General features: G+C 43.8%; 13 protein-coding genes. All 13 read left to right on the top strand.

Translation table 11 applies throughout. The features are described from left to right. Nucleotides 1–47: 47 nt before the first annotated feature. The 13 genes from holA to HNQ46_RS04205 all read left to right on the top strand — a co-directional run bounded on the left by holA (nt 48) and on the right by HNQ46_RS04205 (nt 13,913). A complete protein-coding gene (gene holA, locus HNQ46_RS04265; RefSeq protein WP_183683317.1) occupies nt 48–1,076 on the top strand; it encodes a DNA polymerase III subunit delta in 1,029 nt (342 codons plus the stop codon). Nucleotides 1,077–1,266: 190 nt separating this feature from the next. Continuing rightward, the gene (locus tag HNQ46_RS04260; protein WP_243155844.1) at nt 1,267–1,752 is read left to right on the top strand and encodes a 3D domain-containing protein; all 486 of its coding nucleotides are present in this window, start codon (nt 1,267–1,269) and stop codon (nt 1,750–1,752) included. A gap of 140 nt (nt 1,753–1,892) precedes the next feature. Next, nucleotides 1,893–3,710 carry an ATP-dependent helicase gene (locus tag HNQ46_RS04255; RefSeq protein WP_183683313.1) on the top strand — a complete coding sequence of 606 codons (1,818 nt, stop codon included), beginning with the start codon at nt 1,893–1,895 and terminating at the stop codon, nt 3,708–3,710. Nucleotides 3,711–3,721: 11 nt separating this feature from the next. After that, complete coding sequence (locus HNQ46_RS04250) at nt 3,722–4,396, top strand: response regulator transcription factor (RefSeq protein ID WP_007157985.1); 675 nt, start codon at nt 3,722–3,724, stop codon at nt 4,394–4,396. A gap of 9 nt (nt 4,397–4,405) precedes the next feature. After that, nucleotides 4,406–5,956: a sensor histidine kinase gene (locus HNQ46_RS04245; protein WP_183683311.1), complete on the top strand. Its 1,551-nt coding sequence runs from the start codon at nt 4,406–4,408 to the stop codon at nt 5,954–5,956. A gap of 70 nt (nt 5,957–6,026) precedes the next feature. Then, nucleotides 6,027–6,734 (top strand): Bax inhibitor-1 family protein, encoded by a 708-nt coding sequence (locus HNQ46_RS04240; RefSeq protein ID WP_183683309.1) that lies wholly within the window; start codon nt 6,027–6,029, stop codon nt 6,732–6,734. Between the two features lie 187 nt (nt 6,735–6,921). Next, the gene (locus tag HNQ46_RS12030) at nt 6,922–7,227 is read left to right on the top strand and encodes a hypothetical protein (RefSeq protein ID WP_243155843.1); all 306 of its coding nucleotides are present in this window, start codon (nt 6,922–6,924) and stop codon (nt 7,225–7,227) included. Next, nucleotides 7,217–7,897, top strand: a complete 681-nt coding sequence (locus tag HNQ46_RS04230) for a zinc ribbon domain-containing protein (protein ID WP_183683307.1) — start codon at nt 7,217–7,219, stop codon at nt 7,895–7,897. Before HNQ46_RS12030 ends, HNQ46_RS04230 begins: the two co-directional genes overlap by 11 nt. Nucleotides 7,898–8,046: 149 nt before the next feature. Continuing rightward, nucleotides 8,047–8,658, top strand: a complete 612-nt coding sequence (yfbR, locus tag HNQ46_RS04225) for a 5'-deoxynucleotidase (protein WP_183683383.1) — start codon at nt 8,047–8,049, stop codon at nt 8,656–8,658. A gap of 142 nt (nt 8,659–8,800) precedes the next feature. Further along, nucleotides 8,801–9,364 (top strand): alkyl hydroperoxide reductase subunit C, encoded by a 564-nt coding sequence (gene ahpC, locus HNQ46_RS04220; RefSeq protein ID WP_183683305.1) that lies wholly within the window; start codon nt 8,801–8,803, stop codon nt 9,362–9,364. A gap of 211 nt (nt 9,365–9,575) precedes the next feature. Next, on the top strand, nt 9,576–10,487 hold the full coding sequence (locus HNQ46_RS04215; protein WP_183683303.1) for a leucine-rich repeat protein: 912 nt from the start codon (nt 9,576–9,578) through the stop codon (nt 10,485–10,487). Between the two features lie 118 nt (nt 10,488–10,605). Next, complete coding sequence (locus HNQ46_RS04210; RefSeq protein WP_183683301.1) at nt 10,606–12,375, top strand: vWA domain-containing protein; 1,770 nt, start codon at nt 10,606–10,608, stop codon at nt 12,373–12,375. A 32-nt stretch (nt 12,376–12,407) separates the two neighbouring features. After that, entirely contained in the window at nt 12,408–13,913 is a 1,506-nt protein-coding gene (locus tag HNQ46_RS04205; RefSeq protein WP_183683299.1) for an ATP-binding protein, read from the top strand. Nucleotides 13,914–14,086: the final 173 nt, after the last annotated feature.

The following is a 14,086-nucleotide window of genomic DNA, read 5'->3' as shown; positions in this document are numbered from 1 at the left end:
TTTTCTCCACTTTAGCACAGAGCATTTTTTTCGGCAAGGAGGACAGCTTGGGATACAAAAAAGGAGAAAGAGAAGAGTTTCTGGATGCCCAGAAGAAGATTCAGGAACAGCTAAAAGAGAAGAGTTTTTTGCCCTTATATCTCCTCTATGGGGAGGAGGATTATTTGCTGTCCTATTATAAGAAAGCCTTCTTCCAAGCCTTTTCGGAAAATGAAGGCATCAACTGCATGGTGGTGGAGGAGCTTCCCCCTACGGATGAACTGATTTCCGCGGTGGAAACCCTGCCCTTCTTCGCCCCATACCGACTTATGGTTTTTCAGGGGAAAAGTAGCGGCAGAAAAAAACTTTCAGAAGATTTTATTCAGTATTTGAAAAACAGCCCCAAAGAAACAGTGCTGCTCTTTATTGAAGAAAAAGTAGACAAACGAAGCAGTCTCTATAAGGTGGTGAAGGAGAGAGGACTCTGTCTTGCCTGTATGGAGCAGGATCAGGCTTTTCTCCAGCGTTTTGCTTTGCAGCAGTTGAAAAAGGAAGGAAAGAAGATTCGGGAAAATGTCCTTGGACTCCTCCTATCCAGAAGCGGCAGCAGTCTGTATCGAATTGTAAATGCCTGTAAGAACTGCGTAGACTATATCGGAGATGAGGAAGAAATCACCCAAGAGGCGGTGGAAGCAGTGGTGGAGAAGCTTCCTGAGGACAGAGTTTTTGATTTGATTGAAGCTTTAGGCCGGGGAGATCAGGAAAAGGTCTTTCAATATTACGGAGACCTTCTACGTTTAGAGGAAAAACCGGCGAAAATTCAGAATCTGATTCGGAAAAATGTGGAAAAGCTTCTTATCGTCAGAGAATATTTGACAGAGGGACTTCGGGAGAGAGAGATGGAAACTCGGCTTTCCATGGATTCCTGGAGAGTTCGAAAGTATATCGGCCAGGCCAGAACCTATACTCAGTCCGGCTTGCAAAATCTCTTCCATAGTTTACTTCGTTTAGAAGAAGAGAACAGAAAGGGAAGAATCTCTGACAGCCTGGCTTTAGAGCTTCTATTGGCGAATCAGGCGGAGAATCTTTTGCCCTAAGAGCTTTTTTCATGCTCTGTCCCGGAAGAAATACTCTTTTTAGTGTTTTTTCTATGGGGAAAGAAGCAGGATTTTTTAGAGAAAATCACCAGAAATTCATAAAAAACGAATTTTTTTGCGATTTTGTAAGATAAATGAAAGAAAAACAGAATTCCTCTGTGCTAGAATGCAGGAAGCAAGGAGGATTTTTATGCTTAAACAAATCAAAAAAGGAATCGTTTTTTCCTTGAGTAGCCTGATGTTACTTTCTTCCTTTTCCATTGTGGGAAGGGCGGAAGAAGTGGTAGCACCCCCTGTAGCCAAAGAAGATGTTATTGAATTTACCGATATCCCTGAAGGGCTTGCCAATGAAATCAGTCAGGGAACAGCAGAAAGTGCAAACTATACAAAGGGTGCATCCCTTGGAAAGTTCCAGCTGGTAGGATACAGCGGAGACGGAATGACCTATTCCGGAGCAAAGACTCAAGCGAAGCATACCATTGCGGCAGACTTAACGGTACTGCCACTGGGAACCAAGATTTTTATCGGTGATACCGTATATACCGTGGAAGACATTGGTTCCGGTGTAAAGGGAAAGATGGTGGATATTTACTTTGACACCATGGCGGAAGCCAGAGCCCTTACCCAGAAGGGAAGAGTTTACGAGGAAGTGTTCGTGGCGGTTCCCAAGCAGTAAGATTTTAAGGAAAAGACAAGGCTTGCCTTGTCTTTTTTTGTGCGCGTAAATTAAGAATAGATTGAAGCCACTTCTCCAATAGCCTATAATTCTTAATATAAAAGACGGCAGTGCATTGGGAAAGGAGCAGGCAGGAATTCATGGAATTTACCCGGGAGCAAAGACAGGCAATAGAAACAGGGGCGGAGAAGGCCCTGGTGGTGGCGGGGCCGGGTTCCGGGAAAACCACCGTGCTTACGGAGCGTCTTTGCACCCTTTTGGAAAGGGGAGTTCCGGCGGAAAAAATCCTGCTTCTTTCCTTTACCAGAGCTTCCAGTAAGGAGATGGAGGAACGCTTTTTCCGGAAAATGGGGATTAGGGCAGGGAGACCGAGATTTTCCACCATCCATGCCCTTTGCTTTTCCCTACTTCGAGAGGACCTGGGCTACAAAAAAGAAGATCTTGTAAACCTTTATGAGAAGATGGACTGGCTTTCCCAATATTATTTGGAAAAGGGGATTCTTCGGGAGGAAGTGCAGGAACTGCTTCCCGGCCTGATTGCCCGGATTTCCTATTTTAAATCCATAGGAGAAAGGGAAAGAATTGCCTACCTGCAAAAGGAGAAGCAGGAGGATTTTCTTGCCCTCTATCATTTTTATGAGGAGAGCAGGAAAAAGAGGGGAAAGCTGGATTTTGAGGACCTGCTTTTAGAGGTACTCCGCATCTTCATGGAAAAAGGAGACTTGGCGAAAGCCTGGCAAAGCCGTTTTTCCCACATCCTTGTGGATGAGTTCCAAGACCTTTCTTTGGTGCAGTATGAGATTATCAAGGCTTTGGCAAAATCTCCCAATGCTCTCTTTGTGGTGGGAGATGAGGATCAAAGCATTTACGGCTTTCGGGGAGCCAGTCCCGGTATTCTCCTCTCCTTTACCAGGGACTATCCGAACTGCGAAAGGATTTTTTTAAGTGATAATTTCCGTTCCTATAGGGAAATTGTGGAGTTAAGCAAGAGGCTCATCGGAAAGAATAAGGAGCGTTTTCAAAAGAAGCTACAGGGCAGGCAGGGAAGCGGAGGAAAGGCCAAGTACTATGCCTTAGCCACCGGAAAGGAAGAAGCAAGACTTTTACTCCGGCATATTGAAGAAGCGAAGGAAGAGGGCTGTCCTTTGGAAGAGATGGCTATTCTATGCAGAAGCAGAAAGCAAATTCCCGCCTTACTGCCTCTCTTTATGGAAAGGGGCATTCCCTACAGCCTTACGGAAGAGGTGCAAAATGTTTTTCAGCATTTTGTGGGAAAGGATTTTTTGGCCTATCTTCGCCTGAGCATGAATATTGAAAGCAGGGGAGAGCTTCTGCAAATCCTGAATAAGCCCTATCGGGGCTTGCTTCGGGAGAAAATCCAAAGGGAAGAAAGGCCCTTTTCAGATTTGAAAAAGGCTTACAGAGGAAGAAAAGAGGAAAGAGCCCTGCTTCTTTTGGAAGCTCAGCTTCAGAAAATGCAGGAGCTTCCGGTACAGGAAAGAATCCTCTATATCCGAAAAGATATGGGCTATGAGCAGTATTTGGAAAGCTTTGCCAAGAAGAAAAATCGGGACTTTGAGGAATTGCAAAGTCTTTTGGAGGAGCTTACGGCCATGGCGGAGCAGACGGAAGGGGTGGAAGCCTTTTTCCGATTTGTGGAAAAATTTAATGCGGACTGCCTGCAAAGGCAGAAGGAAGAAAGCGGGGAAGGGGTTCGGATTATGACCTACCACGGGGCAAAGGGATTGGAGTTTGATGAGGTCTTTTTGCCGGACTGCATCGAGGGAATTATTCCGGACGGAAGAGCCAAAACCCAAGAAGAACTGGAAGAAGAAAGAAGAAGCTTTTATGTGGCATTGACCAGAGCCAGAAAGAAAATTCACATCTATGTCACAAAAGAACGATACAGTAAAAAGGTAAAACCCTCCCGCTTTATTCCGGAGCTTTTAGGAGGGTAGGAAGGGGCGAAATGGAAAAGATTAAGATTTTAGTGGTGGATGATGAAGAAAGAATGCAGAAATTGCTGAAGGACTTTCTGAAAATGAAGGACTACGAAGTGCTTTTGGCCGGAAACGGAGAGGAAGCCATTGATTTATTTTTCAAGGAGAAAAGCATTGCCCTGATTATTTTAGACGTGATGATGCCTAAGATGGACGGTTGGACGGCCTTGAAAACCATTCGAGAGCATTCTAAAGTTCCTGTGATTATGCTGACCGCCCGTTCCGAGGAAAATGATGAGTTAAAGGGCTTTGATTACGGGGCGGATGAATACATTTCCAAGCCCTTCTCCCCGAAGATTTTGGTGGCGAGAGTGGAAGCTTTACTTCGCCGTTCCGGGGTGCAGAAGGAAGAGCTTTTGGAGGTGGGAGGCATCGTGATTGATGAGGCGGCCCACAGCGTTACGGTGGACGGAAAGCCTATAGAGCTTAGCTTTAAGGAATATGAGCTTTTGCAGTATTTTGTGGAAAATAAGGGTATTGCCTTGTCCAGAGAAAAAATTCTTAACAACGTTTGGAACTACGATTACTTTGGAGATGCCAGAACCATCGATACCCATGTGAAAAAGCTTCGTGCCAAGTTAATGGACAAGGGAGAGTATATCAAGACGGTTTGGGGCATGGGCTATAAATTCGAGGTGGAATAGGAGGGTATCTTGGCTGAAAAATGTCGAAAACGAAACAGTTTGCAAAGGCGCTTTACCCTGCTTTTTGCCTTTGTGTTTTCCATGCTTTTGATTCTTCTTCTGGTGGGAAACAGCTTTTTTCTGGAAAGCCTTTATGAAAAACGAAAGGTGCATGTGCTGGAGAAGGCTTATATGGAGCTGGATCGGATATTGCAGCAGGGAGAGGGATTTTCCAAGGACTTTCCTACGGAAGCGGAAAGCCAGGAAGGGAAGGAAACTGCCGCCAGCAAATATGTTCGCTTTTTAACGGAGAAGGAAAATATCTCCATTATCGTGATGGATGACAGTAGCGACGGGGTGTATACCTCCTCTGCCAATCCCCAGTCTTTGATTCGCAGGCTTTATTCTTATATTTTTGGGAAGGCGGATGGAGATACCCAGAAGATTTTGAATAAGGGGGATAATTTTTCCATTGTGAAAACCAAGGGGGAAAACAAGGAGACAGGGTACCTTGAGGCCTGGGGATATTTTTCCAACAACAGTACCTCCTTTATGATGTCCATGCCCCTGGCCAGCTTAAGGGAAGCGGTATCCTTCTTTAACTATCTTCTCTTATTTTTAGGAGGCAGTATTCTGTTCTTCGGTACCTTGGCGGTGTATTTTACCGGGCGAAGAGTGACAAGACCTTTAAAGGAGCTGGCAAAACTTTCCCAAAAGATGAGCCAACTGGATTTCACCGCCCGTTTTCAGGGGAGCAATCTGGAGGAAATCGAGGTTTTGGGAGAGTCCATGAACAGCCTTTCTCAAAGGCTGGAGGATACCATAGGAGATTTAAAAAAAGCCAACAATGAACTGCAAAGCGATATAGAGAACAAAAATCTCATCGACCAGAAAAGACAGGAATTTGTGGCCAATGTATCCCATGAACTAAAAACCCCTATTGCTCTGATTATGGGCTATGCGGAGGGACTGGGAGAGGGGCTTTGCGAAGACGAGGAAAGCAGAGCCTATTATTCCTCTGTCATTGTGGATGAGGCGAAGCGAATGAACCATATGGTAAAAGAGCTGATGAGTCTTTCCGCCATGGAGCAGGGAAAGGATTTACCGGATTTCAGCCTTCTGGATATGGCCAAGCTTACCAAGGGGGTACTCAGCACCATGGAGATTCTTTTGAAACAGGAAGGGATTTCCGTGGAGGTGGATATTCCGGATGGGCTTTTCCTTTGGGGAGATGAATTCAAGGTGGAAGAAGTCTTGATGAATTATCTGCAAAACGCTATTCACCATGTGGGAGAGCCGAAGCAAATCAGCGTTTATACGGAAAATCGAGGACAAAAGACGGTGGAAATCCATGTACGAAATACCGGAAATCCCATTCCCGAAGATGATTTACCCAGAGTATTTGAGAAATTTTACAAGGTGGATAAGGCCCATTCCCGTTCCTACGGCGGCTCCGGCCTGGGGCTTAGTATTGTAAAGGCCATTATGGATAGCCATCATCAGGAATGCGGTTGTAAAAATACTTTAACCGGAGTGGACTTTTGGTTTACTTTGGAAAAGGGAGAGATGGGGAAAACTTAATTTCTTTGAAATTATGATGCAAAATAGTATTTCTATGCTATACTGTAGAAGATTCTGAAAGGAGGACTTCATGGAGAATATGAACAACATGAACAATTATGAAAATGACAATATGCAGAACTGGCAGCAGCAGGAAGAGCTTCCTGTTTATCAGCGTGAGCTTTCCAGAAGACAGTACAATGTACTGATTGGTGTGCATCTGCTCTATGGTCTGGCACTAACCGCCTTTATATGCATGAAGCTGCCATATATTATGCCTCAGATTTATTCTGTACATCCTGTGGCTTTTACTGTAGGCTTCTTTGCTATATGTCTATTTGGAGGAGTTATTGGAAAAAGAGAAAACTATATTCTTTCTTTTATTAGCTATACTATAATAGTGCTTGCTTTTGGGGCGTCCCTTTCTTTTACCCTTCTATTATACCCGGTATACTTGATTTTTATTGCGGCAATTTTAACCTTTGTAGTGGTATTAACCATGACAGTGGCGGCAGTCTTTATGCCGGATGCTTTCCTTTCCTTGGGGAAAGTACTCTTTATTTCCCTGATTGGTTTGGTAATCGCTGAACTTACTTGCGTTGCCTTAGGTCTTTTTATACCAAATTTCCTTTTACTGATTGGTATTTTTATTTTCTCCTTATATGTAGGGTATGACTGGGCAAGAGGGCAGCAGTATCCTTCCACTCCAAGCTATGCTTGCTATACCGCATTACAGCTGTATATGGATATCATTAACCTCTTTATTCGTATCCTTCGCTTGATGGGTAGAAGAAGATAATATTAAGAAACGAAAGAGCTGTAAGTAAGCGAACAGGATAAGGATATTTCGTATTCGTAATAAGTTCAGAATTTTTAAAGGAATTTACCAAGGAAAAGGAAGACAGGGATGTTGGTCTTCCTTTTTTCTCGCAAAGAAAGTATTGTGTTTTTAAGAATATAAGCACAGCAAACGAAAAGAGAATCGAATGAAAGAAGAAGCATTGCAAAGAGAAAATCTGCGAAGTACGGTCTCTCGAAGAGAAGATCCGCAGATAGAGATAGAGAGTCTGCAAATAGAAGAGTTGCAAAGAGAACTTAGGATATTGATGCAGGAGATGCTGTTAAAGCATCAGGAATCGGATGCGGAAGTCTTTCGGGTTTGGTGGGAGGAAGAAGGACGGGAGGGACGTTATTTTTCCCTCCAAAGAAGAATTGAGGAACTGGAAGAAGCGGAGTGGAAGAAGAGAATTCTTCCCTATGCCTATGAAGAGGATGTGTTTCATGATATGTAAGCATTGTCAAAGGGAAATTGAAGATTCGGCTACTGTATGCCCCTATTGTAAGACTCCCGTCATTCGTATTACGCCGAAAAAGGTCTGCGGGTATTGCTACACGGAGTTAAAGAAGGGGGATAAGGTTTGTAAAGGTTGTGGCAGGAAGATTCCGGAGGAACTTTTAAAGCTTTGGGCGGAAGAGGCAAAGTCTTCCCAAAATCCGGAAGGACAGCAGAACAAGACAGGAGCGGAAGAGTCTATGCAGCATGAGAAGAATCCTTCTGAAAAAAGAGAAATTCTTCTCTTTTCCAAAAAGGGAAAGGAGGCAAAGCCCAGTGCTCCGGATCAGGAATTTTTATGTCTGATGTTAAGCATTTGTCCGCCCCTTGTGGCGGTAATCTTTCGTCTTCTCTTTTCTTCCACAGGATTTCTGCCCTGGCAGATAACCATTCTTTTCGTCTACTGCCTTTCTTCCATGGCCTTGGCGTATTTTTTGGAAGGAAGCATTGCCAAGCGTTGGAAAGAGGAGAAGGGGAAGGCACTGGGGGAAGGGTACAGGAGCTTGTTTTATCTTTGTCCCCCGGCTACCATTTACTTCCTTCTGAAGGAAAATGAGAAGAACCAATTTTCCTTCTTCCTGGTTCTGCATTTTGCTTTATTAGTACTCTGCTTTTTGCCCTTTTATTGATTTTCGGAAAATGAAGATGGATAGAAAAGAAGAAAAGTTTCTGAATAATTGAAGGAACAATGAAAGAAGAGAAGCTTCTGAATAATCGAAGGAATTATGAAAGAAGAAAAGCCTTTGAACAATTGAAGGAACTAAGAAAGGAGAACAACTTGATCTATTCCTTTTTTGCCCTGCTTTCCCGAATGAAATACATTGACCGCTGGGCTTTGATGCGAAATGCCAGGGAAGAGAATCTTTCCGAGCATTGCCTGGAGGTGGCAATTTTAAGCCATGCCCTGGCGACCATAGGAAATCTTCGCCTGGGAAAGAAGCTTTCTCCGGAAAAATTAGCCTTGAGAGCCTTGTATCATGATGCCTCCGAAATCCTCACCGGAGATATGCCCACTCCCGTAAAATATGGAAAGGAAACTCTTCGTGCCGCCTATAAAGAAGTGGAAAAGGAGGCGGAGGAGCAATTGCTTCTGGCTTTGCCTAAGGATATGCAGGGGGCGTACAGGGAACTGTTCTTTCCGGCTGAGGAGGAGAATGCCGCCTATGAAAATAGGCTCTTAAAGGCGGCGGATAAGCTTTCCGCCTTAATTAAGTGTAGGGAGGAAATCAGAGCCGGCAATCAGGAATTTTCCACAGCTTTACAATCCACAGAAAAGATCATAGAAAATCTGGCGAAGGAGCTTCCGGAGCTTCGTATTTTTATGGAGGAGTTTTTACCGGCCTACGGAAAGACGCTGGATGAACTTACGGAATCTATTTTGCAAAAATAAAAGAGCAACAGCAAAAATAAAAAGTCGGCTATATTTTTGCATTGACAATGATAGAATACTCCTATAGAATAATGATAATAATTATTGTTTTAAAACTTCTGTTACCCCAAAGCGGTAACAGATTATAGAAAAAGGAGGTAGTATGTCATTATTAAACAAGGAAGTGGAGGATTTTTCCGTTAACGCTTACCACAAGGACAGCTTTTGCACTGTGGAGAAGAAGGACATTTTAGGAAAGTGGTCTGTATTCTTTTTCTATCCCGCGGATTTTAGCTTTGTTTGTCCTACAGAGCTGGAAGATTTGCAGAACAAGTATGCGGAGTTTCAGAAGATTGGCTGTGAAATCTATTCCGTATCTACCGATACCCATTTCGTGCATAAGGCTTGGCACGATGCATCTTCCAAGATTGGAAAATTAAGCTTTCCGATGCTCTCCGATCCCAGCCATAGCCTTTCCAAGGCCTTTGAAGTATTTCCGGAGAACGGAAACCTTGCAGAAAGAGGAAGTTTCATTGTGAATCCGGAAGGAAAGATTGTAACCTATGAAGTAAGTGCCGGAAATATCGGAAGAAATGCGGATGAGCTTCTTCGTAAGGTTCAGGCCTGCCAGTTTGTAGCTGAGCATGGCAATGAAGTTTGCCCTGCAAGATGGACACCGGGAGAAAAGACCTTAAAGCCCGGAATTGACTTAGTTGGAAAGATTTAATAAAGAATTGAATCAAGAGATTTTCCCATTCGCAATTCTGTGTTAGAATTCTGCGAATGGGATTTTTTATTCTTAACGAGTATCCTACGTCCAGTGTGATATATCTCGTTTGTTATGGACTTCTTCATGTAGGGGAAGATTGTAAAATCTAGGGTGAGATGATAAATCTTCTGAAATAGAGTGTTGAAATATAGGGGAATAAGGGGAAAGTATGGGATTTCTCTTTGAAGAGAAAGAAGATAGGAATGGAAAATATGCGGAAATCACCGGATATGAGGGACGTATCCGTCATTTGTTGATTCCGAAAATGGTGGAAAACGAAGCGGGACTCATCCTTCCGGTGCGGGTGATTGGCAGCCATGCCTTTGACGGCAGGGAGGATTTATGTTCGGTGGAGCTTCCGGAGACGGTACACACCCTAAGAAGTTTTTCCTTTTTTAACTGTGTTCACCTTTCTCATATTCGTCTCTTTGACAGCATTGAAGAGTATTATGACGGCAGCTTCCGGCAGTGCAGAAGTCTGCAGGAAATAGATGTACATTTGCTTAGAGAGGGACGTTTTCAGATTCTTAGAGATATCTTAGGGGACAGTGACAGGCAGATTCTTCTGCATCTGACGATGGAAAAAGGGGAGTGCGCCCTGCTTTTTCCCGGATATGTGGATAAGGTTCGGGAAAATACCATGGCCAGGCAGATTCACGATACGATAGAGGGTTGCGGCTACAGCTACAGGCAAACAGTAGGTCGTTCTCAAATAGATTTTCGTCTTTATGATAAGCATTTCCAAAGGGCTACCTATGATACCAAAGAGGCGGCGGTGTTGATTGCCCTTTGCAGACTCCGATATCCTATGGAGTTACTGGACTGGGCGAAGGAAGAGTATCTTCATTTTTTGAAAGAAGAAGGAGAATTCTCCATTTCCTTTCTTTTGGAAGAAGGAGAAGAGGAGTGGATTCGTTATTATTTGTCTTTGGAAATTTTGTCTAAGGAGGCCTGTGAGAAGGCTCTTTCTCTCTTGTGGAAGCAGGAGCGTCCGGAGCTTACGGCCCTGTTTTTAGCTTATCAGGAAAAGCATTTTCCCAAGAAAAAGGAGGAGATGTTCTTTGATATTTCGGATTTGTAAGAGGAAAAGTTTAGGGAAGAATGATTTGGAAGAAATGATGCGGGATAATGCTCGCTGATTGAGAGAAATTCTCGTGGATATTGTAATCTTGTGAAATTGTGTATGGAAAGGAAGGAAAATGAAGGGAAAAAGGGAAGAAAGACGTCCTACCGCCCAGGGAAGTTTAAATGACCTTGGCAGCAGGATTTTAAATCAATCTCGTTATGAACTAAGCCTTTCCATGCGGCACTTGGCCAGAGCTTTGGATAGGCTTCCCTATGAGATGGATTTTAATACCCAAAGGATGGGAACAGAGGGGGAGCGGATTCATTTTCATCCCGAGTTCATCTTCCAGCTTTTTATGGAAAGCCCCCAGAAGTTAAATCGTCTTTATATGCATAGCCTGCTCCATTGCCTTTTTCGGCATATATTTAAAAATGAAGATAAGAAGGAAGAACTTTGGAACATGGCCTGTGATATTCATGTGGAATATGTGCTGGATTCTTTGGATGTGGATTTACTGAAAAGACCTGCGGGGGAATATCGGGAGAATACTTTCCAAAAATTGGAAGAGAAAATCAAAACCTTAAGTGCGGAGCGAATTTATCAGTATTTGGAAGAGGCGGATTTGGATTATGATGCCTGGGAACGCTTAGAACGGGAGTTTTACAAGGACGACCATGTATTTTGGAAGGTCATAGACAGAAAGGATGCTCCCGGACAGGAAGGAGAGGGGGATAGCGACGGGGCGCCCCTTCCTTTGCCGGAGGATTTTACGCCCAATGACAACCCTTCCAGGGAAGAGAATGAGGGGGAGAAAAAGGACAGTGGTGATAATACTTCGGTTGAAAATTCCGAAGATAAGGATAAGTCTCCTCGAGAGAGCAAGTCATCAGAAGATGCTTCCCCGCAAAGTGGAACGCCCTCTAATGGAGAAGGCAAAGAAGAGAAGAATCAAGAAGCTGGGAATCAAGAACCCGAAAACCGGGGAAGCGAAGGCGAAGGAAACACGGGAGAGGGAAACTCGGGAGAAGACAGCCAAGGAGAAGCCAAGCAAGAGGATAGTCAAAGTGGGAATTCTTCCGGAAAAAAACAGGAAGAAAGAAAAAAAGCGGAAAACCGAAAGCCCACAGGACAGGAGAAAAGAGAAGAGCGGGAAGCTAAGAAAAAGAGGGATGATCTCTCTAAGGAATGGGAAGATATTAGCAAACGAACGGAGCAGGAAATCGAACATTCCTCTAAAGAAAAACAAGAAGAACAGGGGAGTCTGGCCTGGTTTTTGCGTTTGGAACAGAAGAAATATACGGATTTTCGAGATTTTCTCCGGAGGCTGTCCGTGGACAGGGAAGAGATGGAAGTAGACTTGGATTCCTTTGACTACGGTTATTATTACTACGGCTTGGAACAGTATGGAAATATGCCTCTAATCGAGGAAAATGAATATAGAGAAGGCAGAAAGTTGCAGGAGCTGGTCATTGCCATTGATACCTCTCATTCCACCAAGGGAGAGATGGTTAAGGGCTTTTTGGAGGAAACCGCCGGCATTTTAAAGCAAAAGGACGCCTTTTTCCAAAAGGTGAAGGTGCACATTTTGGAATGTGATGATGAATTACGGAAAGATATTTGTCTGGAAAATGTAGAGGATTTAGAACAATACAGCAAAAATTTTGCGGTAAAGGGAGGCTACGGAACGGATTTCCGCCCGGTTTTCCGCTATGTTTCAGATTTACAGAAACGGGGAGAACTGAAGAATTTGAAGGGGCTAATGTATTTTACCGATGGGAAGGGGCGTTATCCCAAGGAGGCACCGCCCTATGTTACCGCCTTTGTCTTTCCCAAGGGAGAGGATATCGATGATGACAATGTTCCCTTCTGGGCGATGAAGCTGTACCAAAGGGAGAAGGATTAGTAAAAAAGCGAAGAGACTATAAGGAGAATTTAATGAATATAGAAGAAGCAAAAGAAGAAATCAAAAGGACGGTGAAGGCCTATCACCAAAAGGATGCCTCCGGTTGCTATAAAATTCCGGTGGAACGGCAAAGACCTTTGTTCTTGATGGGACCTCCGGGAATCGGAAAAACCGCTATCGTGGAGCAGGTGGCAGAGGAGCTGGGAATCAATCTGATTTCCTATACCATTACCCACCATACCAGACAGTCTGCCATCGGACTGCCTTATATTTCCAAGAAAATGTATGGAGACAGAGAGGTTTCCATTACGGAATATACCATGTCGGAGATTGTGGCCTCCGTTTATGAACAAATTGAAAAGACCGGTATTTCCGAAGGAATCCTCTTTCTGGATGAAATCAATGCGGTGTCGGAGACATTGGCGCCTACCATGCTGCAATTTCTTCAGTATAAGACCTTCGGTATGCATCAGGTTCCGGAGGGCTTTGTGCTGGTGACTGCAGGAAACCCTACGGAGTACAACAAATCCGTTCGGGACTTTGACATTGTAACCTTGGACAGACTGCGAAAAATCGAGATTCAGGAGGATTTTTCCAGCTTTAAAAACTATGCCTATAATGCAGGGCTTCATTCCGCCATCCTTTCCTACCTGGAAATCAAAAAGGAAAATTTCTACTTTGTAAAGCAGGATTTAGACGGAAAACGCTTTGTTACCGCCAGAGCATGGGAGGACCTGTCCAAAATTATGCAGGTCTACGAGGAGCTTCATTATCCTTTGGAAGAAAAGCTGATGGCGGAATATCTTGCGGATGAAGAGGTGGCTAAGGACTTTGCCCTTTATTATGACCTGTATTGCAAATACAGAGAAATCTATCATGTACCGGATATTTTGGCAGGAAAAGAAATCAAGGATATCAGTCTCTTTGTACAGGCTCCCTTTGACGAAAAAATCAGCTTGCTATCCCTTTTGGTGGAGGCTTTGCAGAATGGATTTTATCGTTACAAGCAGGAACAAAAAGAACAGGAGCATATCTTCGGTCTCTTAAAGAAGGCGAAGGAGAAAATGCAGGAGCTTCCCTTGGAGCAGGTACTGGGGCAGGAAGAAAGGACTTTGGAGCAACAGAGAAAACGGGCTAAGGAAGCAAAAATGCTTTCCAAAGATCAGGAAAAGCGCTATGCCCATCTGCTTACCACCCTGTCGGAGTACTTAAAACTTTTACAGGAACAAGGCCAAGCTTCCGAAGAAGAGAAGTTTGGGCTTTTGAAGACTGCGTTCCAAGAGAAAGAGGAGGCAAGAAAAAAGGACGTGGAAGAAACCGGGAAGATGCTCAGCAACGCTCTTCACTTCTTAGGAGAAGTCTTTGGAGAAGGGCAGGAGTTGCTGCTCTTCTTATCGGAGCTTAGTAAGAGTAAGTATGCCTTGGCCTTCTTATCCGAGGTGGGAAATGAAACCTATTCACAGTATAACCAGTACCTTTTATTGCAGGATCAGAAGAAGTCCTTGCAGGAAGAGCTTAGGGCGCAAATGGAGCTGTAAGAAGAAAATATTTCCGGATTTTTTATCATTAGCCTTAATGGCTCTCCGGAATTTAGGAATAGTATAAGAATATTTGATAAATTCACTGCATAAAATTATAAACATAATTTTTGCTTTTTCCTAGCCTTTTTTCTTGCTTTGTCTTAATATAAAGAAGATAAACCAAGCTGTTT

It is taken from the genome of Oribacterium sinus (genome assembly GCF_014202695.1).
GTDB classification, from domain to species: Bacteria; Bacillota; Clostridia; order Lachnospirales; family Lachnospiraceae; genus Oribacterium; species Oribacterium sinus.
This window is presented reverse-complemented; position numbering and strand designations above follow the sequence as displayed.

Excerpts from the sequence above, each read along its gene's own strand:
- HNQ46_RS04260 (WP_243155844.1), top strand. The coding sequence starts at position 1,267 with ATGCTTAAACAAATCAAAAAAGGAATCGTTTTTTCCTTGAGTAGCCTG.
- HNQ46_RS04255 (WP_183683313.1), top strand. The coding sequence starts at position 1,893 with ATGGAATTTACCCGGGAGCAAAGACAGGCAATAGAAACAGGGGCGGAG.
- HNQ46_RS04250 (WP_007157985.1), top strand. The coding sequence starts at position 3,722 with ATGGAAAAGATTAAGATTTTAGTGGTGGATGATGAAGAAAGAATGCAG.
- HNQ46_RS04240 (WP_183683309.1), top strand. The coding sequence starts at position 6,027 with ATGGAGAATATGAACAACATGAACAATTATGAAAATGACAATATGCAG.
- HNQ46_RS12030 (WP_243155843.1), top strand. The coding sequence starts at position 6,922 with ATGAAAGAAGAAGCATTGCAAAGAGAAAATCTGCGAAGTACGGTCTCT.
- HNQ46_RS04230 (WP_183683307.1), top strand. The coding sequence starts at position 7,217 with ATGATATGTAAGCATTGTCAAAGGGAAATTGAAGATTCGGCTACTGTA.
- ahpC (WP_183683305.1), top strand. The coding sequence starts at position 8,801 with ATGTCATTATTAAACAAGGAAGTGGAGGATTTTTCCGTTAACGCTTAC.
- HNQ46_RS04215 (WP_183683303.1), top strand. The coding sequence starts at position 9,576 with ATGGGATTTCTCTTTGAAGAGAAAGAAGATAGGAATGGAAAATATGCG.
- HNQ46_RS04210 (WP_183683301.1), top strand. The coding sequence starts at position 10,606 with ATGAAGGGAAAAAGGGAAGAAAGACGTCCTACCGCCCAGGGAAGTTTA.
- HNQ46_RS04205 (WP_183683299.1), top strand. The coding sequence starts at position 12,408 with ATGAATATAGAAGAAGCAAAAGAAGAAATCAAAAGGACGGTGAAGGCC.